This window comes from Mesorhizobium sanjuanii, from assembly GCF_002529485.1.
Classification (GTDB): domain Bacteria; phylum Pseudomonadota; class Alphaproteobacteria; order Rhizobiales; family Rhizobiaceae; genus Mesorhizobium; species Mesorhizobium sanjuanii.
The window spans coordinates 13,244-33,623 of the sequence record NZ_NWQG01000050.1 but is presented as its reverse complement, the minus strand read 5'-3'; the positions used below and the strand labels follow the sequence as shown (position 1 = coordinate 33,623).

General features: G+C 63.8%; 25 protein-coding genes. 9 read left to right on the top strand and 16 right to left on the bottom strand.

Annotated features, from left to right (window positions below; translation table 11 throughout):
- Positions 1 to 10 precede the first annotated feature (10 nt).
- The 5 genes from CN311_RS10210 to CN311_RS10190 form a co-directional block, all read right to left on the bottom strand.
- Entirely contained in the window at positions 11 to 970 is a 960-nt protein-coding gene (locus CN311_RS10210) for a cyclase family protein (protein WP_097573337.1), read from the bottom strand.
- The gene (locus CN311_RS10205) at positions 967 to 1,758 is read right to left on the bottom strand and encodes an ATP-binding cassette domain-containing protein (RefSeq protein ID WP_097573335.1); all 792 of its coding nucleotides are present in this window, start codon (positions 1,756 to 1,758) and stop codon (positions 967 to 969) included. Before CN311_RS10205 ends, CN311_RS10210 begins: the two co-directional genes overlap by 4 nt.
- Positions 1,759 to 1,763: 5 nt before the next feature.
- Positions 1,764 to 2,762 carry an ABC transporter permease gene (locus tag CN311_RS10200; protein WP_245440797.1) on the bottom strand — a complete coding sequence of 333 codons (999 nt, stop codon included), beginning with the start codon at positions 2,760 to 2,762 and terminating at the stop codon, positions 1,764 to 1,766.
- 123 nt (positions 2,763 to 2,885) lie between these two features.
- Positions 2,886 to 3,818, bottom strand: coding sequence for a sugar ABC transporter substrate-binding protein (locus CN311_RS10195; protein ID WP_097573331.1), 933 nt, complete (start codon positions 3,816 to 3,818; stop codon positions 2,886 to 2,888).
- Positions 3,819 to 4,072: 254 nt separating this feature from the next.
- Positions 4,073 to 4,723 (bottom strand): outer membrane protein, encoded by a 651-nt coding sequence (locus CN311_RS10190; protein WP_097573329.1) that lies wholly within the window; start codon positions 4,721 to 4,723, stop codon positions 4,073 to 4,075.
- A 410-nt stretch (positions 4,724 to 5,133) separates the two neighbouring features.
- Between CN311_RS10190 and CN311_RS10185 the strand changes: the two genes are divergently transcribed.
- The 5 genes from CN311_RS10185 (at position 5,134) to CN311_RS10165 (ending at position 9,457) form a co-directional block, all read left to right on the top strand.
- Positions 5,134 to 5,898, top strand: coding sequence for an SDR family oxidoreductase (locus tag CN311_RS10185; protein ID WP_097573327.1), 765 nt, complete (start codon positions 5,134 to 5,136; stop codon positions 5,896 to 5,898).
- Positions 5,895 to 7,955 (top strand): excinuclease ABC subunit UvrC, encoded by a 2,061-nt coding sequence (uvrC, locus tag CN311_RS10180; protein ID WP_097573325.1) that lies wholly within the window; start codon positions 5,895 to 5,897, stop codon positions 7,953 to 7,955. The genes CN311_RS10185 and uvrC overlap by 4 nt, the downstream gene beginning before the upstream one ends.
- Before the next feature lie 156 nt (positions 7,956 to 8,111).
- Complete coding sequence (gene pgsA, locus CN311_RS10175; protein ID WP_097573323.1) at positions 8,112 to 8,708, top strand: CDP-diacylglycerol--glycerol-3-phosphate 3-phosphatidyltransferase; 597 nt, start codon at positions 8,112 to 8,114, stop codon at positions 8,706 to 8,708.
- Between the two features lies 1 nt (position 8,709).
- Entirely contained in the window at positions 8,710 to 8,967 is a 258-nt protein-coding gene (gene moaD / locus CN311_RS10170) for a molybdopterin converting factor subunit 1 (protein WP_097573321.1), read from the top strand.
- A gap of 1 nt (position 8,968) precedes the next feature.
- On the top strand, positions 8,969 to 9,457 hold the full coding sequence (locus CN311_RS10165) for a molybdenum cofactor biosynthesis protein MoaE (RefSeq protein WP_097573319.1): 489 nt from the start codon (positions 8,969 to 8,971) through the stop codon (positions 9,455 to 9,457).
- 40 nt (positions 9,458 to 9,497) lie between these two features.
- Here the strand turns inward: CN311_RS10165 and CN311_RS10160 are convergent, their stop codons facing one another.
- From CN311_RS10160 to CN311_RS10145, 4 genes are read right to left on the bottom strand one after another with little or no spacing between them, the layout of a single operon-like run.
- Complete coding sequence (locus CN311_RS10160; RefSeq protein ID WP_097573317.1) at positions 9,498 to 9,995, bottom strand: DoxX family protein; 498 nt, start codon at positions 9,993 to 9,995, stop codon at positions 9,498 to 9,500.
- A complete protein-coding gene (locus CN311_RS10155; RefSeq protein ID WP_097573315.1) occupies positions 9,992 to 10,798 on the bottom strand; it encodes an HvfC/BufC N-terminal domain-containing protein in 807 nt (268 codons plus the stop codon). The genes CN311_RS10160 and CN311_RS10155 overlap by 4 nt, the downstream gene beginning before the upstream one ends.
- Positions 10,785 to 11,708 (bottom strand): MNIO family bufferin maturase, encoded by a 924-nt coding sequence (gene bufB / locus CN311_RS10150; RefSeq protein ID WP_097573313.1) that lies wholly within the window; start codon positions 11,706 to 11,708, stop codon positions 10,785 to 10,787. The genes CN311_RS10155 and bufB overlap by 14 nt, the downstream gene beginning before the upstream one ends.
- A gap of 33 nt (positions 11,709 to 11,741) precedes the next feature.
- Positions 11,742 to 12,065: a BufA1 family periplasmic bufferin-type metallophore gene (locus CN311_RS10145; RefSeq protein WP_165779655.1), complete on the bottom strand. Its 324-nt coding sequence runs from the start codon at positions 12,063 to 12,065 to the stop codon at positions 11,742 to 11,744.
- Between the two features lie 365 nt (positions 12,066 to 12,430).
- Here CN311_RS10145 and CN311_RS10140 point away from each other — a divergent pair, with 365 nt between their 5' ends.
- A complete protein-coding gene (locus tag CN311_RS10140; RefSeq protein WP_097573311.1) occupies positions 12,431 to 13,192 on the top strand; it encodes a YbaY family lipoprotein in 762 nt (253 codons plus the stop codon).
- 10 nt (positions 13,193 to 13,202) lie between these two features.
- Here CN311_RS10140 and CN311_RS10135 read toward each other — a convergent pair whose 3' ends face one another.
- The 4 genes from CN311_RS10135 to CN311_RS10120 form a co-directional block, all read right to left on the bottom strand.
- On the bottom strand, positions 13,203 to 13,808 hold the full coding sequence (locus tag CN311_RS10135) for a class I SAM-dependent methyltransferase (protein WP_097573310.1): 606 nt from the start codon (positions 13,806 to 13,808) through the stop codon (positions 13,203 to 13,205).
- Positions 13,809 to 13,944: 136 nt separating this feature from the next.
- Entirely contained in the window at positions 13,945 to 14,367 is a 423-nt protein-coding gene (gene ndk / locus CN311_RS10130) for a nucleoside-diphosphate kinase (protein ID WP_010915217.1), read from the bottom strand.
- A 104-nt stretch (positions 14,368 to 14,471) separates the two neighbouring features.
- The gene (gene bluB, locus CN311_RS10125; RefSeq protein ID WP_097573308.1) at positions 14,472 to 15,107 is read right to left on the bottom strand and encodes a 5,6-dimethylbenzimidazole synthase; all 636 of its coding nucleotides are present in this window, start codon (positions 15,105 to 15,107) and stop codon (positions 14,472 to 14,474) included.
- Positions 15,108 to 15,214: 107 nt separating this feature from the next.
- The gene (locus CN311_RS10120) at positions 15,215 to 15,907 is read right to left on the bottom strand and encodes a glutathione S-transferase family protein (RefSeq protein ID WP_097573306.1); all 693 of its coding nucleotides are present in this window, start codon (positions 15,905 to 15,907) and stop codon (positions 15,215 to 15,217) included.
- 67 nt (positions 15,908 to 15,974) lie between these two features.
- On the opposite strand from CN311_RS10120, the gene CN311_RS10115 reads away from it, so the two are divergent.
- Together CN311_RS10115 and CN311_RS32535 are read left to right on the top strand one after the other, a co-directional pair.
- Positions 15,975 to 16,487, top strand: a complete 513-nt coding sequence (locus tag CN311_RS10115; RefSeq protein ID WP_097573304.1) for a DinB family protein — start codon at positions 15,975 to 15,977, stop codon at positions 16,485 to 16,487.
- A gap of 139 nt (positions 16,488 to 16,626) precedes the next feature.
- Positions 16,627 to 16,797 (top strand): hypothetical protein, encoded by a 171-nt coding sequence (locus tag CN311_RS32535; RefSeq protein ID WP_165779651.1) that lies wholly within the window; start codon positions 16,627 to 16,629, stop codon positions 16,795 to 16,797.
- A gap of 206 nt (positions 16,798 to 17,003) precedes the next feature.
- Here CN311_RS32535 and CN311_RS10105 read toward each other — a convergent pair whose 3' ends face one another.
- The 3 genes from CN311_RS10105 to CN311_RS32530 form a co-directional block, all read right to left on the bottom strand.
- A complete protein-coding gene (locus CN311_RS10105) occupies positions 17,004 to 17,306 on the bottom strand; it encodes a DUF982 domain-containing protein (RefSeq protein ID WP_097573300.1) in 303 nt (100 codons plus the stop codon).
- A 206-nt stretch (positions 17,307 to 17,512) separates the two neighbouring features.
- Positions 17,513 to 19,594, bottom strand: coding sequence for an ATP-dependent helicase (locus tag CN311_RS10100; protein WP_097573298.1), 2,082 nt, complete (start codon positions 19,592 to 19,594; stop codon positions 17,513 to 17,515).
- 105 nt (positions 19,595 to 19,699) lie between these two features.
- Positions 19,700 to 19,867 carry a hypothetical protein gene (locus CN311_RS32530; protein WP_097573296.1) on the bottom strand — a complete coding sequence of 56 codons (168 nt, stop codon included), beginning with the start codon at positions 19,865 to 19,867 and terminating at the stop codon, positions 19,700 to 19,702.
- 119 nt (positions 19,868 to 19,986) lie between these two features.
- Between CN311_RS32530 and CN311_RS32525 the strand changes: the two genes are divergently transcribed.
- Complete coding sequence (locus CN311_RS32525; RefSeq protein WP_097573393.1) at positions 19,987 to 20,160, top strand: hypothetical protein; 174 nt, start codon at positions 19,987 to 19,989, stop codon at positions 20,158 to 20,160.
- The last annotated feature ends 220 nt before the right edge of the window (positions 20,161 to 20,380 follow it).

The following is a 20,380-nucleotide window of genomic DNA, read 5'->3' as shown; positions in this document are numbered from 1 at the left end:
TTGTTGGGTTCTATTTGATGAACACTGGATTTGCCGAGCCGCCCGTGCCTTTGCTGACCTTGGCCGGGCTCGCGCAGTAGAAACCTTCGTAGCGTCGATCCTCGGCGCAGTCGGCGGCCAGCGCGTCGAGCGACGCCATTTCGGTGAAGACGATGCCGAGATTGCGCATCAGCGCTGCGTGCAGCACCAGCATCAGCCCTGTCCCAGGCTCATAGGTGGTCTCGTTGGCCAGCGTATCGGTGACCAGGCTCGGGATCTGCATCTCGTCGAACCAGCGCACCAGTTCAAGGCTGAAGGTCAGGCCCGGCTCCCAGTAATCTTCGCCAACGCGCTGCTGTCCCGCCGCCAGTGCGCCGACCCAGCCGGTTCGGACAAGCAGGATGCTGCGCGGCAGGATGTCGACGCCTTGCGCCCGCGCGCATTCCATCAGGTCGTGATGCGTAAAAGTCTCGGCTCGCTCCAGCGCCGACTTGCCGCGGAAGCGGGCGACGTCGAGCAGCACGCCGCGGCCGACGATCCCGCGCTCGGCGATCGGCATGATGCCGGCTCTGGTCATACCGCCACTGGTGCTGCTGGCCGGGAATCCGTTCCACAGCGTGTCGTCGAACCACATATGGCCCAGCGCGTCGCAATGGGTGCCGGCCTGGGCGAAGCCGGTGACATAGTCGTCGGCGAATTCGAGGCCGCCGGCCAGCGGCTGCCAATGGCCATTCTCGAAGCCGGCCTTGTCGGCAACCATGAAATGCTTGGCCGGCCAGCGGCCGGGAAACACCGGGTCGCCCTCCTGCGTGGCGATCGGCACGCCGAGGGTGAAGGTACGGCCATCCCGCGCCGCCGAGAGCCCGCGCTTGACCTCGTCCGATGTCAGATAATTGAGGGCGCCGATCTGGTCGTCGGCGCCCCAGTGGCCCCAGCGGTTGGGCGCATCGGCCAGCAGCCGGGTCAGCGTCATTGTGTCGGTCGCACTCATGCGCCGGCCTCCAGCATTGCGGCGGCCGGCATCGCCTCCTTGGCGCCGGTGATGTAGGCGACGACCTCTTCCATGTTGGTGGCGGCGCTCGGAAGATCGGCGGCCTTGCGGCCCCGGCGCATCACCACAACGCGGTTGCAGACCTGCCAGAGGTGATCGAGATTGTGGGTGACCATGACGATGGTCAACCCCTTGGCACCGAGCCTCCTGATGAGGTCGAGCACCTCGCGCGATTCGCGCACGCCAAGTGCCGCGGTCGGCTCGTCGAGCAACAGCAGCTTATGTCCCCAGAAGGCGCCGCGCGCGATCGCCACCAACTGGCGCTGGCCACCCGACATGCGTTCGACCGTCTTTGAGCGCACGCCGGGGATGTCGATGTGCAATTCATCGAGACCCTTGATCGCGGTGTCGCCCATCGATTTCAGGCGGATCCAGCGCAGCAGGGCAGGGCCGCGGCCGAGCGCGAGCTCGCGCCCGAGGAAAAAATTCTCGGCCGCGGTGAAAGTGCCGATCAGCGACAGATCCTGATAGACTGTCTCGATGCCGAGCCGCTGCGCCTCGGCGGGCGGCGACAGTCTTCGCGGTTGGCCTTCCAAGATCACCTCGCCGGACGTCGGATCATGCGCGCCGGCCAGGATCTTGATCAGCGTCGACTTGCCGGCACCATTGTCGCCGACCAGGCCGACGATGTCGCCCTTGGCAATATCTAGCGAAACATCGTCCAGCGCCTGGATACCGCCGAAGCTTCGGCAGATGTGGCGGAGCGAAAGCAGCGTTGATTGTGCCATCTCGCTCACCCCCGTCCGTAGCGGCGGCCGATGCCGCCGAGCGCCACGGCGACGACGAGCAGGCAGCCGGTGAACAGGAACTGGGTGAAGATCGGCGCCCCGATCATCGCCAGCCCGTTGTTGCCGACGGCGACCGTCAGCACGCCGATCAAGGTGCCGATTATGTGGAACTGGCCTTCGCGCAGCGCCGCCGAGCCGAGGAAGGCGGCCGAGAACGAGGTCAGCATGAAGCTGTCGCCCGCCGTCACCTGGCCGGAGCCGAGATTGGAAGCCATCAGCACGCCGCCGATGGCAGCACAGGTGCTGGCGATGGCGAAGGCGACGATGCGGCTGCGGTCGACGGCGACGCCGGCGCGGCGCGCCGATTCCGGGCTGACGCCGATCGCCTTGATGTGCTGGCCCTGTACCGTGCGGTTGAGTATCACCCATAGCAGTGCCAGCACGACGGCCATGATGATGACGAGGTGCGGCACCCCGGCGATGCGGCCGATGGCGATATTGGTGAATTCCCGGCTCTGGGTGAGCTGCAGCGGAATGCCGCCGGAATAGGCATAGTTCAGCCCGACGACGATGGTGCCGGTGCCAAGCGTGGCGATGAAGGCGTTCACGCCGATCTTGGACACGACGATGCCGTTAACGATGCCGATCAGCGTGCCGAGGCCGACGACAAGGACGATGGCGAGCGGGATCGACAGCCCGCTGAAGCTCAACAACCCGACGACGAGCAGGCCGCAGAAGCTTGCGACATAGCCGATGCTGAGGTCGAAATCGCCGGCCACCAGCGGCACGGTGAGGCCGGCGGCGACGATGGTGCCGATCGCCATGTCATTGATGATATTGCGAAAATTCCCGATCGTGGCGAAGGTTCCCGGTTGCAGGACCGAGAAGATCAGCAGCATCGAGCCCAGCACGATGATGGTGCCGTAGGTGCCGAGCAGGCGCATCAGCATGGCGCGGCGTTCGCGCGCGCCGGGTGACGGATATCCGGCTTGCGTTGACGGCAAGGCGCGGGGCGCCTCTGCAGGAGCGGAGGTTTCGGGCAGTGAACGGTCAGCTTGCATGGCGGCTCTCATGATCGGACTTCGATCTGGCCGGGCCAGCCCGGCCAGATCCGTAATCCGCGGAGCTTACTGCGGATTGTCCTTCATGAACTGGTCGACATTGTCCTTGGTGACGAGCGTGTAGCCCGGCACGAAGGATTTCGGCTGCCACTGGTCGCGGGCCGACAATATGTCGGGGATCTGGTCGACCAGCATCTTGCCGGCAGACGTCAGGTCGACGCCGAGCGTGGCGGTCATCGTCCCGTCCTTGACCGCCTGCACGGCGGGCGCCGTGGCGTTGAAGGAATAGACCTTCACGTCGCTGCGGCCGTTCTGCTTCAGCGCGGCGATCGCGCCCATGGCGTTGTCGTCATAGCAGTTGAAGATCGCGAACGGGCCCTTGGAGTCGGCATTGGCGGCAAGCCAGGCGCTGGTCGCGGCCTGCGAGGATTCGGCCGCACCCGGGATGCTGATCTCATGTGACGTCGCCTTGAGACCCGGATTGGCCTTGACCGCCGCATCGAAAGCATCGGCGCGCTCGCGGCACGGGATACCGGGGTGGTAGGTGAGGTCGAGCAGGGTGCCGGAATTGCCGATGTCCTTCAGCATCAGATCGATCAGCGGAGGCGCGGCGCCGGTGCTTGCCGAAAGCGCGATGCCGTCGGCCATGCCGCCGCCGGCCGAAAGCACCGGGATCTTGGCATCCGCCGCGGCCTGGAGCCCGGCGGCGAGGCCGGTCGAATCGAACACCGTGACGATGATGGCGTTCACCTTCTTGGTCGCCAGTTGCTTGATGCTGGTGATCGCCTGCGACGGGTCGCCATTGGCATTGAGCGTTTCCACAGCCCAGCCCTTGGACTGGGCTTGCTTGGTCATGGTGTCAACCATCTGGTTGGTGTCGACGTCGGAGGTCGAGAAAGTGATGATGCCGATCGTAAGCTTGTCATCGGCGGCAAGTGCGGCCGGCGCGAAGGATGCCGCGACGAGCGCCGCGGCCGAGAATTTCTGAAAGCGGTTCACTGCATTCCCCTTTTTTGACCGAGTGTTCCTGCTCACATCCTGACCGCTTGTCAGCCCACGGGCCAAAGGGGTCCTCACAGATCAAACTGTTTGTTCGTGCGAGCCACGTACTAACTATAGGCACAAGCCGGGAAGGGGCGCAACGGCTATTTTGGGGCTTCCCTTCGCCCACGAGGGGAGAAGGAACAGGGCAGCGCCAGACATAAAAAAGCCGGGCGCGAGGCCCGGCTTTTTCGTGTCGTGGCTTGAGCGACTTAGAACTTCATACCGACGCCGAAGGTGACGCGGTTGTCGGTCGACTTGACCTTGCCGATACCGTCGAAGTCCTTATCGCCGAAATCGGTGTAGCGATATTCGACACGGCCGAACACATTGTCGGTGATCTTGATGTCGGTACCGACACCGGCCGTCCAGCCGAGCATGGTGTTGGTGTCGCTGATGCCAGCGGCTTCGATCTTCTGGTTCCTGAGCGCACCACCGGCGGTGCCATAGAGCAGGATCTCAGGGGTGACGGAGTAGCCGAGACGAGCGCGGAGCGAGCCTTCGAAGCCGCCCTTGGACTCGATGCCGGCATCGTCGCCCTTGATACCGGTGTAGCCGAGATCGGCTTCAGCACCGTAGACGAAGTTCTCCTGCTGCCACTGATAGCCGCCGAAGACACCGCCGACGAAGCCCTTGGTGCCGACGTCGACGCCGACATCCTTGGCATCGGCATGGCCGCTGAAGCCGTAGCCAACGCTCACACCGGCATAGGGACCGGCCCAGGAGGCGACGGGTAGTTCCGCGATCGGCGCGGGGGCCGGCGGCTCTTCCGAAACGACGTCCGCGGCATAGGCGGTTCCACTGAGGGCGAAGAGCCCGAGCGCTACCGCCAGCGGTCGCGCGAATTTAAGATTGGCTTGCATTGTTCTTTACTCCTTAAGCCACAGGCACAGGCTTGCTTTTACGAGCGCCCTCGACCCGTCCGGGGGGATAAACGGGTCTGGCGCTCTACAGTTCCAAATGTCGTGTCAAAATGCGGCTGAAGCGAACCTGAACTTGGGTCATTCCCCGGCACGAATGAGGCCGAACCTTGACGTTGCATCCGCGCAACAGATGGTGTCAGGAGGCTTTGCCATGCTGCGCTGCACACCGCTTGGTGCAAGGAGTCCAGCGCCCTATATTGCGGTCCGGCAGGCCGAGTCCCGGCCAGAGACGAAAGGCCGGTCAGGCCGCTTTGCCACAATGCTGCCCAAGGTACGAACGGCATTTAACCCTTGGCCGGCCATATTTTGCCGGCGGGCTGAAATTGGAGCCCCGATTAAGGATTGACAGGATGAACAAGGCCGCAGGAACGGCGCTGGTAACAGGCGGAGGCAAGCGGATCGGCAAGGCGATCGTCGAGGATCTGGCCGCAAACGGTTTTGCCGTGGCGATTCACTGCAACCGCTCGCGAGCCGAGGCGGAGGCGCTGGCGGAAAAGATCAAGGGCCAGAATGGCCGCGCCGCGGTGGTAGCCGCCGACCTGACCGACATGGCAGCGGTCGGCGACCTGATCGGTCGCGCCGAAGCGGCGCTCGGGCCGGTTACGCTGCTGGTCAACAATGCCTCGCTATTCGCAAACGATACGGTTCAGGATTTCGACTGGCTTGCCTGGGACCGGCACTTCGCCATCCATGTCAAGGCGCCGGCGCTGTTGGCTCAGACCTTCGCCCGCGCGCTGCCGCAGGGGCAGGAGGGGCTGATCGTCAACATGATCGACCAGCGCGTCTGGCGGCCGACGCCGCGCTATTTCTCCTATGCGCTGTCGAAGTCGACGCTGTGGACGCAAACCCAGATGCTGGCGCAGGCGCTGGGACCGCGCATTCGCGTCAACGCCATCGGTCCTGGCCCGACGCTGAAGAACATGCGCCAGGAAGACCATGATTTCGATAAGCAGGTCGCCGGCCTGATCCTGAAACGCGGCCCGGAATTGCCGGAATTCGGCGCCACCATCCGCTATCTCTGGGCGGCGCGCTCGGTCACTGGCCAGATGATCGCGCTCGATGGCGGCCAGCACCTTGCATGGCAGACGCCGGATGTGACAGGCATGGTGGAATGAGTCCCGTAGACCAGAAACCCAAGACACGCGGCACCGCTGACGACCTGGCCCCCGATGTCGATCTCGAGGACGAGGCTGTCGAGGAGATCGTCACGCCGGCCGGCCCGGATGTGGCCTTCACCGCCATCGACTGGACGCCGCATGCCGGCGATGCCGACGGCATGGTCGGCGCCGAGGTCATCCAGACGCTGGTTAAGCGGCTGCCGAATGCGCCCGGCGTCTACCGCATGATGAACGCCGCCGGCGACGTGCTCTATGTCGGCAAGGCGCGCAGCCTGAAGAAGCGGGTGACCAACTACGCCCAGGGCCGTTTCCACACCAGCCGCATCGGCCGCATGGTGCGCGAGACGGCGACGATGGAATTTGTCGTCACCCGCACCGAGATCGAAGCGCTGCTGCTCGAAGCCAATCTTATCAAGCGCTTGCGGCCAAGATTCAATGTGTTGATGCGGGACGACAAGTCGTTCCCCTATATTCTGCTCACCGGCGACCATGTCTCGCCCGGCATCTACAAGCATCGCGGCGCGCGCTCGCGCAAGGGTGACTATTTCGGCCCTTTTGCTTCGGCGGGCGCGGTCGGCCGCACCATCAATTCGCTGCAGCGCGCCTTCCTGCTGAGGAGCTGCACCAACTCTTTCTACGAAAACCGCACCCGGCCCTGCCTGCTCTACCAGATCAAGCGCTGCGCCGGGCCCTGCACCGGCGAGATCTCGCACACCGACTATGCCGAGCTGGTCGCCGAGGCCAAGGATTTCCTCTCCGGCCGCAGCCAGAAGGTGAAGACGGAAATCTCCGCCGCCATGCAGCAGGCCTCGGAAAACCTCGATTTCGAGCGCGCCGCCATCTATCGCGACCGGCTGGCGGCGCTGTCGCACGTGCAAAGCCACCAGGGCATCAACCCGCAGACCGTCGACGAGGCCGATGTCTTCGCCATCCATCAGGAAGGCGGCCAGGTCTGCATCCAGGTGTTCTTCTTCCGCACCGGCCAGAACTGGGGCAATCGCGCCTATTTCCCCAAGGCCGATCCGGCGCTGGAGGGATCGGAAGTGCTGGGCTCGTTCCTGGCGCAGTTCTATGACGACAAGCCGCCGCCGCGCGCCATACTGCTCTCGCACGCCGTCGAGGAGCAGGAACTGCTGGCCGAGGCGCTTTCCACCCGCGCCGGCCGCAAAGTATCGATCTCGGTGCCGCAGCGCGGCGAGAAGAAGGACCTGGCCGACAATGCGTTGCAGAATGCCCGCGAGGCGCTCGGCCGCCGGCTGGCCGAAACCTCGACGCAGGCGCGGCTGCTTACCGGCTTTGCCGAGACTTTCGGCCTGGCAAAGCCGCCGGTACGCATTGAGGTCTACGACAATTCGCACATCATGGGCACAAATGCGGTTGGGGCGATGGTCGTTGCCGGACCGGAAGGCTTTGTGAAGAACCAGTACCGGAAATTCAACATCCGCTCGACCGAGATCACGCCGGGCGACGATTTCGGCATGATGCGTGAAGTGATGGAGCGGCGCTTCTCCAGGCTGCTGAAGGAACATGGCGATACGCCGCAAAGCGCCGAAACAGAGGGCGAGACGGAGGACGACATCGAGGGCGTCAGCGGTTTTCCGGCCTGGCCCGACGTCATCCTCATCGATGGCGGCCAGGGCCAGATGACGGCGGTGCGCAAGATCCTTGCCGATCTCGGGATCGAGGATCGCGTCGTGGCCATCGGCATCGCCAAGGGCCAGGACCGCGACGCCGGCCGCGAGCGCTTCTTCGTCAAGGGCAGGGACTCGTTTTCGCTGCCGGTGCGCGATCCCGTTCTCTACTTCGTCCAACGGCTGCGCGACGAGGTCCACCGCTTTGCCATTGGCTCACACCGCGCCCGCCGCAAGAAGGAAATGGTCAAGAGCCCGCTCGACGAGATCAGCGGCATCGGTCCCGGCCGCAAGCGCGCGCTGCTCTTGCATTTCGGCACCGCCAAGGCGGTCAGCCGGGCGGCGATGGAGGATCTGGTCAAGGTCGACGGCATTTCCGAGCAGGTGGCGAAGCTGGTTTACAATCATTTTCATGAGAACTGATGCATGTCGCCCAGCGGTTTTGGGATAACGACATGCCTAAGACTCACTTTAAAAGTCGATTTGGTCGTTATTTTCGGCTGGCCAATCGAATCTGGCCTGTTGACCCCCCACATTCGCTTCTGATTTGAGTAGGCAGGCAGAAAGAGTCCCAAAAATATGGCCCAGCGCGCGTTCAACCTGCCCAATATGCTCACCTACGCCCGCATCATAGCGGTGCCGCTGGTCGTGCTGTGCTTTTTTCTCGAGGGGCATCTGAAGTCGAGCGACTTCGCCCGCTGGTCGGCCCTGATCATTTTCCTGCTGGCCTCGATCACCGACTATCTCGACGGCTATTTGGCGCGCGCCTGGCAGCAGACCTCGAATATCGGCAAGATGCTCGACCCGATCGCCGACAAACTGCTGGTCGCCACCTGTCTCTTGCTGCTGGCCGCCGATACCGACCGCCATGCCGGCATCGCCGGCTGGTCGCTGTGGGCGGCGATCATCATCCTGTGCCGCGAGATACTGGTCTCGGGCCTGCGCGAATATCTGGCGGCACTGAAGGTCTCGGTGCCGGTGACCCAGCTGGCAAAATGGAAAACCGCCATCCAGATGGTCGCCATCGCCTTCCTGCTCGCCGGTCCGGCCGGCGACAAGATCTTCCCGCTGACCACGCAGACCGGTCTGGTGCTGCTGTGGATCGCCGCACTTGTCACGCTCTACACCGGCTATGATTATTTCCGCGCCGGCCTCAAGCACATCATGGATGAGTAGCATGTCAACGAGGCTCATCTATTTTGCCTGGGTGCGCGAGCGGATCGGCAAGCCGCAGGAGGATGTCGAACTGCCTGATGGCGTCGAGACGGTCGCCGACCTCCTGCGCTGGCTGAAATCGCGCGGTGAGGAATATGAGCATGCGCTGCGATACCCCGATGTGATCCGCGTCGCCATCAACCAGGAACATGTCGAGCACCGCGAGAAAATATCGGGCGCGCGCGAGATCGCGCTTTTTCCGCCGATGACGGGTGGCTGAAATGCCCGGCGCGGTGGTGCCGACGGTGCGCATCCAGGCGGAGGATTTCGATGTCGCCGCCGAGATCGCCCGGCTGACTAAAGGCCGTGCCGATATCGGTGCCGTGGTGACGTTCTCGGGCCTTTGCCGCGACGAGGCGGGCAGGCTTTCGGCACTCGAACTCGAACATTATCCCGGCATGGCCGAGGCCGAGATCGCCCGTATCGCCGGCGAGGCAACCGAACGCTGGCCGCTGCAGGGGCTGACCGTCATCCACCGCCATGGCAAGGTCCGGCCTGGCGAGAACATCGTGCTGGTGGTCGCGGCCTCCGCGCACCGGCAGGCGGCATTCGAGGCGGCGAACTTCCTGATGGATTACCTGAAATCGCGTGCGCCTTTCTGGAAGAAGGAACACCATGGCGACGGCTCGGAAGGCGGCTGGGTCGACGCCAAGGAGAGCGACGACAAGGCCGCTAGCCGCTGGAGGCAGGCTGCGTCGAAACGAAAATGATCTCCTCAAGGCAATTTAAGCGCGGAAGGCCGGACTGGCTTCAGCCTTTGTCGGCGCCAATCCAATGATCGAGCGCAATCCGGCCGGATCCCCACGCCATGATGCCGAGCGCCATCGCCGCCCAGGTGATGTGCAGCGGCCAGCCATCCGGAACGGTGAGTTGTATCACCAGCGTCATCAGGAGCAGCCCGAATGCCGCCAGCCGCGTCGCCAGTCCGAGAACAAGAAGGATTGGCAGCAGGATTTCCGCCGATCCTGAGGCGAACGCCACCAGCGCGGGTGCGGGGTAGTCGTAAGGGCCGCCCGGCAGATGCAGCTTGAACTCCGAGCTGAAAAGCAGCACGGCGACATCATTCAGCTGCAGAAAACCGTCCCATTTGTTGATGCCTGACCGCCAGAAGGGAACGGCAAGCCCGCAGCGCAGGACAAGCTGCGTCAATGATGGCGTGGCAATCTTGCGAAGGGTGGCGTTCACCCTCTCGACCAGGGCGGCCGCCCCTCGCGGCTCGGTGCTCGCGTTTGACCGATGGTCCGTCATGCTCGCCCTCCCTGGTGTGCCGCGGTCAAGGCGCCTGCTTGCAACAGGCCGGCAATGTTGGCGGAAAGGTCGAATTCGGTGGTCTCCGCAAGTGCTGCCGCAGCCGCAGCGCCGAGCGGCTCGCCCGCCATGAGACGATCCAGAAAAACCGCGCCACCGGGCGGCAGATGGCGAACAAAGACTTCGAGGCCAGGCCGCGTGACCAGCGCATCTTCAGGGCCGGCAGCCTCGATCCGCCCGACGGGACCGTCGCTCCGGTTTGCCGCGAAGATCGTCACGACCGGATAGAGCGAGCGTATGGCGCGCGTTGCCGGGTGCGGCACAAGCACGGTATCGGCCAGTCGTTCGGCCGGGATCGACGCCAGTGCTCCGGAAGCCAACGGTTCGGCGTCGGCGCCATGATAGGCGTCGAGCCAGGCTCGCTCGATGCGCGCCACGTCGGCCAGCCAGGGCATCGATCGCGCGTATTCGTAGCGCTCGATGAAATCGGGAAAGTCGCGGCCATATTCGAACAGAAGCGGCGAGGTGGGTGGTGTTTCGCGGATATGGAAGCGCGCCATGGCGCGAAAGAAGTCCGGGCCGGTGATGCGCAGCGTCGCCGGAAAGCTGGCGGCCAGCGCATCGATCAGGCTGACCGTGACGTTGTTGCGATAGACGGCATATCGCTTGACCGCGGCCTTCCCGTTCGGCCCCGAAACAGCGTCGGGCGGGGCACGGTCGGGATCGAGCAGACCGGTGGCGAAAGCCGCTGCATAGTCGAACCCGCGACCGGGATCGCCTGACTGGAACTCATCCCGCGGCATGGGCTTTTCCGAGCATATCGCGGGCATGACGGTCGAGGATCGCCTGGGCGGCATCGGCTTCCGCCTTGAGCAGCGGCCAATCGGGAATATCGCTGTCCCATTCGATGAGCGTGGGGAGCGGCCCGCATCGGCCGATGACAATGTCGAAGAGCTTCCAGACCGCGTCGGCGACCGGGCCGTCATGGCTGTCGATGAGCAGCGGATCGCCCTCGTCATCCTCCTGCTCGGCGTGGCCGGCCAGATGGATTTCGCCGACGTGATCGAGCGGGAAATCCGCCAGGTAGGAAAGGGCTGAATAGCCGTGATTGGTGGCCGAAACGAAGACATTGTTGACGTCGAGCAGCAGGCCGCAACCGGTGCGCCGCACCAGCGCGCGGATGAAATCCGTCTCGCCCATCGTCGATTCCGCGAAAAGGACATAGGTCGAGGGATTCTCGAGCAGGATCGGGCGGCCGATCGCCTCCTGCACTTCGTCGATGTGGTCCGCCACGCGCGAAACCGTTGCTGGCGTGTAGGGCAGGGGAAGCAGGTCGTTGTAGTAGGTGCTGTCGTGGGTCGACCAGGCAAGATGCTCCGAAACGAGCGCCGGCTCATAGCGCTCGACGAGCGCCTTGAAACGGCCCAGATGCGCTTTGTCGAGCGGCCGCGGTCCGCCGATCGACATGCACACCCCGTGCAGCGAGACAGGATGGTCGCAGCGGATTCTGGTCAGCGCGTCGTGCGGCGGGCCGCCGGCACCCATGTAGTTTTCGGCATGGACCTCGAAGAAACCGTGCTTCGGGCCGTCGCCGAGGATCGCGGGCAGATGTTCATGCTTGAAACTGGTGCCGGCAAAGCCGGCGACCGGGAGCGCCGGAAAGCGTGAGGTTTTCGACATGCGGGATGCCAGGCGGGTGGCCAGTCCGTTCATCTTCCCCTCCGCTTTCCGGGCAGGTTGCATTGCCTACGACGGGATGTCGCGGGTCAGTTCCGTAGGCGAGCCCTTGCGGCCGCCCGGCAGATCCATCGTCATGCAGGTGCCGCCGTCGACGAACTTCCAGGCGTTGCCCTGATAATCGATCGTCGACGTGCCTTGGCATGTGGTTCCCGCACCTGCCGCGCAATCGTTCTGCCCCTTCAGGGCGACGCCAAAGCACTTCTCCTTGCCGGCATCCATCGCCGCCTTGGCCTGTGCCTCGGTCAGCGGCGCGGCCGTCGCAAAAGAAGCAAGAGCCGTGGCAACGGCGCTGGCCAGCAAGGCCGCGCTCACGGTTGATCTCGTCGACATGATTTCACCTCCGATTGGGTTGTTGAGCACGCCGTTCCTCAAGCGCGCATCGACCAGTTCGGTCAGGAGGCTCGCTGCGTTACCTCTGCTTGGGAACACGACTTCGTGATCGCCCTGAAGCCAGGCTTCAGCAACACCTTGCCGCGCACGCCGGGAAGACGGATGGCGAGGCTGCAAGCCCCAGGGAGCCGCCACTCGACCGATGCCACGGAACCACCGCAATCCTACGAGAACTTCTGTCCGGTTGGGTGTGCAGAGCAATATCCCGAAAAGTGGCATCCGGTTTTCGAAAAGATCATGCTCAAACAAAGAGATAGAGCCCATCCCGATCTATCGGGATGGAACAGAGTCCAGGGAGCAGGATCATGCTGGACAGGATCGCCGAATTCTTCATCTTCGGTTTCGTGCCGCTGGTCGTCGGCATGCTGGCCGTTCCGGAGCCGTCCGTGGCCGCGGAGAAAGTCTTGAAGGGTGAAGTGCTGTACCGCGAGCGCATCGCGTTGCCGCCCAACGCCGTGCTGTCGGTGCAGCTTGCCGATGTCTCGCTGGCCGATGCGCCGGCGGCGATCCTCGGCGAGCGCAAGGTGGCGCCGGCCGGCCAGGTGCCGATCAAGTTCGAGATCAGCTTCGATCCTCAGGTGATACGGCCCAACATGACCTATGCGCTGCAGGCGCGCATCACAGTCGACAACCGGCTGCTGTTCGTCACCGACATGCGCCATCGGGTCGATCCGCTGAGCGACGCGCCCCAGACCGTCATGCTGAAGATGGTGGCGCCGGAGGACAAGCCGGCCGCGGTGTTCGGGCAGAGCTGGCTTGTCGAATATATCGACGGCATCGGCGTGATTCCAGAACCGCAGGCGACGTTCAGGATCAGCGAGGACGGCAAGGCCGGTGGCAGCGGCCCCTGCAACGTCTACTTCGCCACCGCCAAGGTCGACGGCTCGGCGATCGTCGTCAGCGGCATCGGCTCGACCTTCAAGGCCTGCGCACCCGATGTCATGGCCGAAGAGAAAGCGCTGTTCGAGGCGCTGGCCAAGGCGGCGTCCTATCATGTCGATGCCGGCAAGCTCACCATCGCCGACAAGGACGGCCGAGATATTTTGCGGTTCAACGCCGCGAGCTAGGCAGACGCCCTCAGGCCGGCTGCTCGAACACCGCCCCATAGTGATAGGGCGGCACCTCGACCAATTCGACGAGCTTGAGCCCGCCCGCTTCGGCGTCCGCGATGGTCTGTTCCGGTGACAGCCTCAATTCGGTCCTCGGCCCGCGCGGCTCGTCCAGTACCGTGGTTGTCTCGCGCGGCCGCTGGTGCCAGTTGACGATGGCAAAGCGCCCCGCCGGGCCAAGCATCGCGCCCACGGCGCGCGCCAGCCGCGGCCGGTCAGGCACCCCGTGGAAGGCATTGGCCATGAAGACGAAGTCGACCGGTCGAGACACCAGGCTGGCGAGGTCGTAGGCGTCGCCCGCGATGAATTCGCAGTTGGTCACGCCGGCGTCGATCAGCCGGCGTCGGGCGATCTCGAGCAGACCGGCGTCGATATCGATGGCGATAACGTGGCGGGCCATCCTCGCCATCGGCAGGGTGAACCAGCCGTCGCCGCAGCAGAGATCGACCACATCCATGCCTGGCGTCAGCCCGATTACAGAGAGCACGCCTGCGGGGTCGGGCCACAGCGCTTCCCACCAGCCGCTGCTTGGCATCTCCGTGCCCTGGAAGAAGCCGGGAATGGCGCTGGTCATGGTCGGGTTGGTTCCACTTTGTGTCCCAACCTACCTTATCGTAGCCGAGACCCCGGCGGGAGTGCGGACGGTTCGGCATTCCAATAAAAAGGCCGACGAAACGCCGGCCTTTTCGATCGGATTTGGCGATGCCGGCTCAGCCGACGATCTCGGTGTCCGAGAACCAGTATTTGATCTCCTGCGCGGCGGTTTCCGGTGCGTCGGAGCCGTGCACGGAATTCTCGCCGATCGACAGCGCATGCACCTTGCGGATGGTGCCTTCGGCGGCATTGGCGGGATTGGTGGCGCCCATCACTTCACGGTTCCTGGCGATGGCGTTCTCGCCTTCCAGCACCTGCACGATGGTTGGTGCGGACGACATGAATTCCACCAGTTCGCCGAAGAACGGACGGTCCTTGTGGACGGCATAGAAGCCTTCCGCCTCGCGGCGGCTCATCCACACCCGGCGCGAGGCGATGACGCGCAAGCCGGCATCTTCCAGCATCTTGGTGATGGCCCCGGTAAGATTGCGCCGCGTTGCGTCCGGCTTGATCATGGAAAAGGTGCGTTCGAGCGCCATGCGATGGTCCTTGTGATGAGAAGTGGAACTTGAGGTGGCGGGCTCTATACAAGCCGCCCGGCCCATTGCCAAGGCCCGCGGCGGTAGACTCGCGCCGGTAGTGGTCAGCGCACCATGATGATGGGAGGTCGCCGGACCTCCCAGCCCTCTCGTTCCAGTTCGGGCACGTTCTGTTGCTGCGAGGGGTAACCGAGGCAGAAGTAGCCGATCAGTGTCCATTGCGGCGGCGTGTCGAGGATCGTCGCCATCTCGACCGGATCGAGGATCGAGACCCAGCCCATGCCTAGGCCCTCGGCGCGCGCCGCCAGCCACAATGTGTGGACCGCCATCACCGCCGAGTACTCGATGGTGGCGGGCATCGTCATGCGGCCGAGCCCGTGCCCTTGCCCGGTTGTGTGATCGGCAAAAACCGCGAACTGACAAGGCGCCTCATTCAGGCCGGCGAGCTTCAGGCGGGCATAGAGCGCGGCGCGTTCGCCGCAGAACGATGCCAATGCCTCCGCATTGCAGCGTTCAAAGCAGGCTTTGATGGTCTCACGGCGCTCCGGGCTCTCGACCACGACAAAGCGCCAGGGCTGGCTCAGCCCGACGGAGGGCGCAAGGCTGGCGAGGCCGAGCAACCGTTCCAGCGCGCCTTCCGGAAGCGGCGTCGGTTCAAACCGCCTGACATCCCGGCGCCACAGGAAGAGATTGACCAGCGCGGCGCGAAAATCGTCGGGGAATTGCGGACTTGGCGTCAATGCGTCGCTGCCTTTGTAAGGGAGGAGGGAGTAAGGCAGTAGGGCAGTAGGGAAAAGTCACTACGGCGCGCAGACCTACTGCCCTACTGCCCTATTGCCTTACTGCCCTATGCTGCCGCCGCCACCTTGCGGCCGAGGCCATCATGCAGGTCGAGGCAGCGCTCGAACCACTGCGCCACGAGGTCGTTGTCGTCGAGCAGGCGGTAGGGTGTAGCGATGCGCGCCCATTGCAGTGCGCCGAAGACGATGTAGTCGGCAAACAGCGGCGACTGGCCGCCGATGAAAGGCTGGTAGGCGAGCGTGGAGCGCAGCGGCTCGAGCGCGGCACGGAAGGCGGCCAGCCCGGCGTCACGCGCCGCCACGACCTCTTCCAGCCTCTTGCCGAAGCGTTGCTCGCGATTCGTTCGGAAATAGGCGGCGTTCGCCTCATCCTGCATGGCGTGCAGGTCCATGATCGCCGCTGACGTGACATAGGGATGGATGGTCAGTTGCGACCAGCGTTCGATGAAGCGCGCCATCGCCTTGCCGCCTTCGCCGGCAAACAATGTCGGTCGCTCGGGATAGGCTTCGTCGAGATAGAGCGCGATGGCGAAGGAATCGGCGACCACACGATCGCCGTCACGGATCACCGGAACGGTCTTCGAGATGCCGCCTTCGACGGCGGGCACTTCGAGAAATCGGGTCGGCACGCTTGATATGTCGAGCCCCTTGTGGGCAAGCGCCATCGCCGCTTTCCAGCAATGCGGGCTGAACGGACGCGCGGTATCGCGTCCGACGAGGTCATAGAGCAGAATGGTCATTGGCGGCGGCGTCCTTGCGGTCTAGTTAAGCACCCGAAACGGCATTTCATGGGGTCGGGAGAAATAGATGAAGCAGCATTTCATGATGTTTGCGGCCTATAATCAATGGGCCAATGGCCGCATCTACGATGCCGCGGACGAACTGACCGATGAAGAGTTCAATCGCGATGTCGGCGCCTTCTTCGGATCGATGATGCGAACGCTCAACCATCTGCTCACCGCCGATCGCATCTGGATGAAGCGCTTCACCGGCGAGGGCGACGCGCCGACCAGTCTCGACACCGTCCTGCACCGGGCCTTGCCCGTGTTGCGCATGGCGCGCGAGGCCGAGGACAAGCGGATCATCGACTGGGTCGGGGCCCTGAGCGAGAAGGCGCTTGCCGGCCGCTTCACCTACATGACCGTGTCCGACATGCGCACGGTTTCGCAGCGGCTGGCGCCGGCGCTGGATCATGTCTTCAACCACCAGACCCATCACCGCGGCCAGGCGCATGCGATCCTGACCATTCTGGGTCGCCCGAGCCTGGGATTGGACCTGATGCTGTTCCAGCGCAGCGAGGAGGGCAGGGCCTTCGCCTGATTTCTGGGCCGGAACGCAACAGATGCCCCAAGAGACGAACGATGGGTGATTGGCGAGATTGCAAAACGCGCCCAAACGCCTTATTCAGCACGCGGCCTTGAGGGTGGCCGCTCTGCAGCAACAGCGAAAGTTGGCACGCATGACCAATGAACCCTTGCGCCTCGTGGCATTCCTTGCCGTGGTTCTGGCGCTTCTTAATTCCGGATACCACTTCCACCAGGGCGACGTCGTGGCGACCCTGTATTTCATGGTCGGCGCCATTCTCGTGACCGCGGTGACCCGGCTGAGCGTCAGGAGGCGCCTGATCTAATGTATGTCGCGCAAAAGTGCGCAGCGGTTTTGCGATCGGCGTCGTCGCCTTCAGCGGTCCGACCACCAATGCCGAAAGGTTCGTGACGCCGGACAAGCATCTCTCTACAAGGCCAAACCGAATGGCCGGCCCTTTGGCTGCCGACAAGACGAAGTGACTTTCCCGCACCGAACGGCAGCCTCACCCCGAGGATTGATTGCCCGATCTCAGGCGGCGTAGCCGCCAAAGCCGCGCGCGACCGGCTTGACCGACACGGCGGGCTGGGCGGGCGGCCACAGTATGCCGGCCGTCGTTGCAAAGGTGATCAACGCATCGCGCGCCGCCTCGATCGAGATTTCGCCGGCGCGTGCCGCCTCACAGGCCTTCACCGCCGCGCCATAGCTCAGCCGCCGCCGCGACGGCGGGAATTCGGTCAGGAATTCGTGCATGTCGAACAGCGACGCGATCATGCGCTTGTGACCGGCGCCGACACTGACTGCAACCGGGGTGAAGAACATCCTGTCGTGCATACGGACCTCTCGATGTGGGCGAAGAAGAAGGCGGACGCCTTTCTTCAGGCTGGGGATCGGACGCCTTGAAACGCGGATGGCGGCACAGGGTTCCATCGCGCGGGAAGAATTCGGATTTCGGAGTAGGGGAGTTGGAAACAGTCGTTCTTTGCGGCTTCGTTGGATGCTTTCACTATTCACTATTCACTATTCACCATTCACTTTCATCACTTCCACATGCCGCGCATGCGGGCGCCGAGATCGATGCGAACCTGCGGCTGGCGGCGCGGATCGTCCTTTGGCTGGACGCTTGCCCAAGCCGTCTGCTCGAAAGCGCTAAGGATCGAGGCTGGGATGAAACGGCTGCGCGAGGCATAGACGTGGCGGTCGCCGCGCGCTGCCTGACCATGGACGAAAAACCGCTGCGGCATGACCAGATGCAGGCTGTCCTTGGCACGCGTCATCGCCACGTAGAGCAGCCGGCGCTCCTCGTCGATTTCCTCCTTCGAGCCGACGCCGAGGTCGATCGGAATGCAGCCGTCGACGGTGTTGAGCACGAAGACATTCTTCCATTCCTGGCCCTTGGCCGAATGGATGGTCGACAGGATCAGATAATCCTCATCGCGATGCGGCGGCCCGGCTTCGTCGCTGGTCGCGTCCGGCGGGTCAAGCGTCAGCTCTGTCAGAAAACGCTCACGCGAGGCATAGCCCGCGGCGATCTGTTCGAGCTGCAAAAGGTCCGCCCGGCGCATCGTTGCATCCTCGTGGATGCGTTCCAGATGCGGCTCGTACCAGAGCCTGACCTGTTCGAGGTCGGCCGGCCATTTCTTCGACCCGGCCCGAAGTTGCGAGAACAGCGTGACGAAACCCGGCCAGTCCTCGGCGGCCCTTTGCGGTGGCCGATAGCGGGCAAGGCCCATCGCCTCGTCGAGCGACGTCGCCATCGTCTCGACGATGGCATTGGCCGCCGAAGGGCCGATGCCGGGCAAGAGCTGCAGCACGCGAAAGCCGGCGACGCGGTCGCGCGGATTCTCGGCGAAGCGCAATACGGCCAGCATATCCTTGACATGGGCGGCATCGAGGAATTTGAGGCCGCCGAACTTGACGAACGGGATGTTGCGGCGCGTCAGTTCGATCTCCAGCGGGCCGCTGTGGTGCGAGGCGCGAAACAACACGGCCTGCGCCTTCAACGCCGTGCCCGTCTCGCGCTCGGCCAGGATCGCCTGGCAGACGTAACTCGCCTGCTCGGTCTCGTCGCGGACATTGACCAGCTTCGGCTTTTCCGCCGATTTGCGCTCCGACCGCAGGTTCTTCGTGAAGCGTTCCGACGCCTCGCCGATGACCGCATTGGCTGCGGCCAGGATGGTCTCCGTGGAGCGGTAGTTGCGCTCCAGCATGACGATCTCGGCCGGCTGCGCGAACTGCTTGGGGAAATCGAGGATGTTGCGCACTTCAGCCGCGCGAAACGAATAGATCGACTGCGCATCATCGCCGACCACCGTGAGACCGGAGCCGTCGGGCTTCAGTGCCGTCAGGATCGAGGCCTGCAGCCGGTTGGTATCCTGGTATTCGTCGACCAGGACATGGTCGAAACGCCCGCCGAGATGCGCCGATATCTCCGGCTCGCTCGCCATCTGAGCCCAATAGAGCAGCAGGTCGTCGTAATCGAGCACGTTCTGCGCCTGTTTGGCCTCGACATAGCCGGCGAACAGCGCCTTCAACTGTTCGGCCCAGCCCGCACACCACGGAAACACCGAACCCAGGACCCCGCCGAGCGGCGCCTGGGCGTTGACGGTGCGCGAATAGATCGCCAGGCACGTCCCCTTGGTCGGGAAACGAGCTTCGGTTTTGGAGAAGCCGAACTCGTGCCTGACAAGGTTCATCAGGTCGGCGGAATCTTCGCGGTCATGGATGGTGAAGGCCGGGTCGAGGCCGATCTCCATAGCATAGTCGCGCAGCAGCCTGGCGCCGATGCCGTGGAAGGTGCCGGTCCAGGTGAGCGCATCGGTGATAACTGAGGCATCGCGGCCCAGCACCTCGCCTGCGATGCGCTCGACCCGCTTGGCCATTTCGGATGCCGCGCGGCGCGAAAACGTCATCAGGAGAATGCGGCGCGGATCGGCGCCCCGGACGATCAGATGCGCCACGCGATGCGCCAGCGTGCTTGTCTTGCCGGAACCGGCGCCGGCGATCACCAGCAGCGGCCGGGAGACCATGCCGTCGCCATGTTCGACCGCCAGCCGCTGCTCGGCGTTGAGCTTGGCGAGGTAGGCAGGCATGAAGGTCGAATCACGGGCAGCGAGGTTCATTGCCCATCAAGCATCGTTTCTGCTTTGTTCGCAACGGTTTCAGCGCAGGACTGCATTCACCGAGTTATTGGCTGAGCGGGAAGAAGTTTGGCTGCGCGGCAGGTTCTAACGCCGGGGTTCCACTCCCATCGCCGCCGACTGACGTCTTAGAACCTTCCGATCGTCCGGTGGCGGCAGGAACGGTTCGAAATCGTCGGGCACATCGTCAATCACCTTTTTGGTGATGCGATAGGCCGCGTAGGCGATAGTCCCGGCTAGGAGTAGACGGATCATGATCGCAATCCTCCATTGGTGTGGACCAACCGGAGAGGAGGCATTTTGTTCCCCACGCAACCAAATCGGCACACGTCTCGTTGCTCAAGGAGAAGAGGGTGGGGCGAAAGGAGGTCGCGATGAAGAGATTCTCAATCCTGCTGGCCTTGGCGGCTACACTGGCCGTTGCGGCTTGCGACAACAACATTCCGCCGACCAAGGCCCCCGTCGATCAAAACCCGCAAGTCGACAAGAACCCGGTGCCCAAGTCCACCACCGGCGGGGACCAACCCGGCACGCCCCCGGCCCAGTGACTGGCTGCCGTGAGATGAGAGCGGTGGCCGGCGCCGCTTGGGAGGGGAAGAGATGGCGCCGGCCAGGCGGGTATCAGATCCGCCGCACAGCAAGAAATAGCTGAGTCTTGCCCTTGCGTCATGGCGCGATCACGGAAGACCAGCCGCCTTCCACCGGTAACAAGCTGAGCCAAAGGCATAGAGCCACCTATCGAGCCGTCCACAGTTGCCGTTTTTGCGC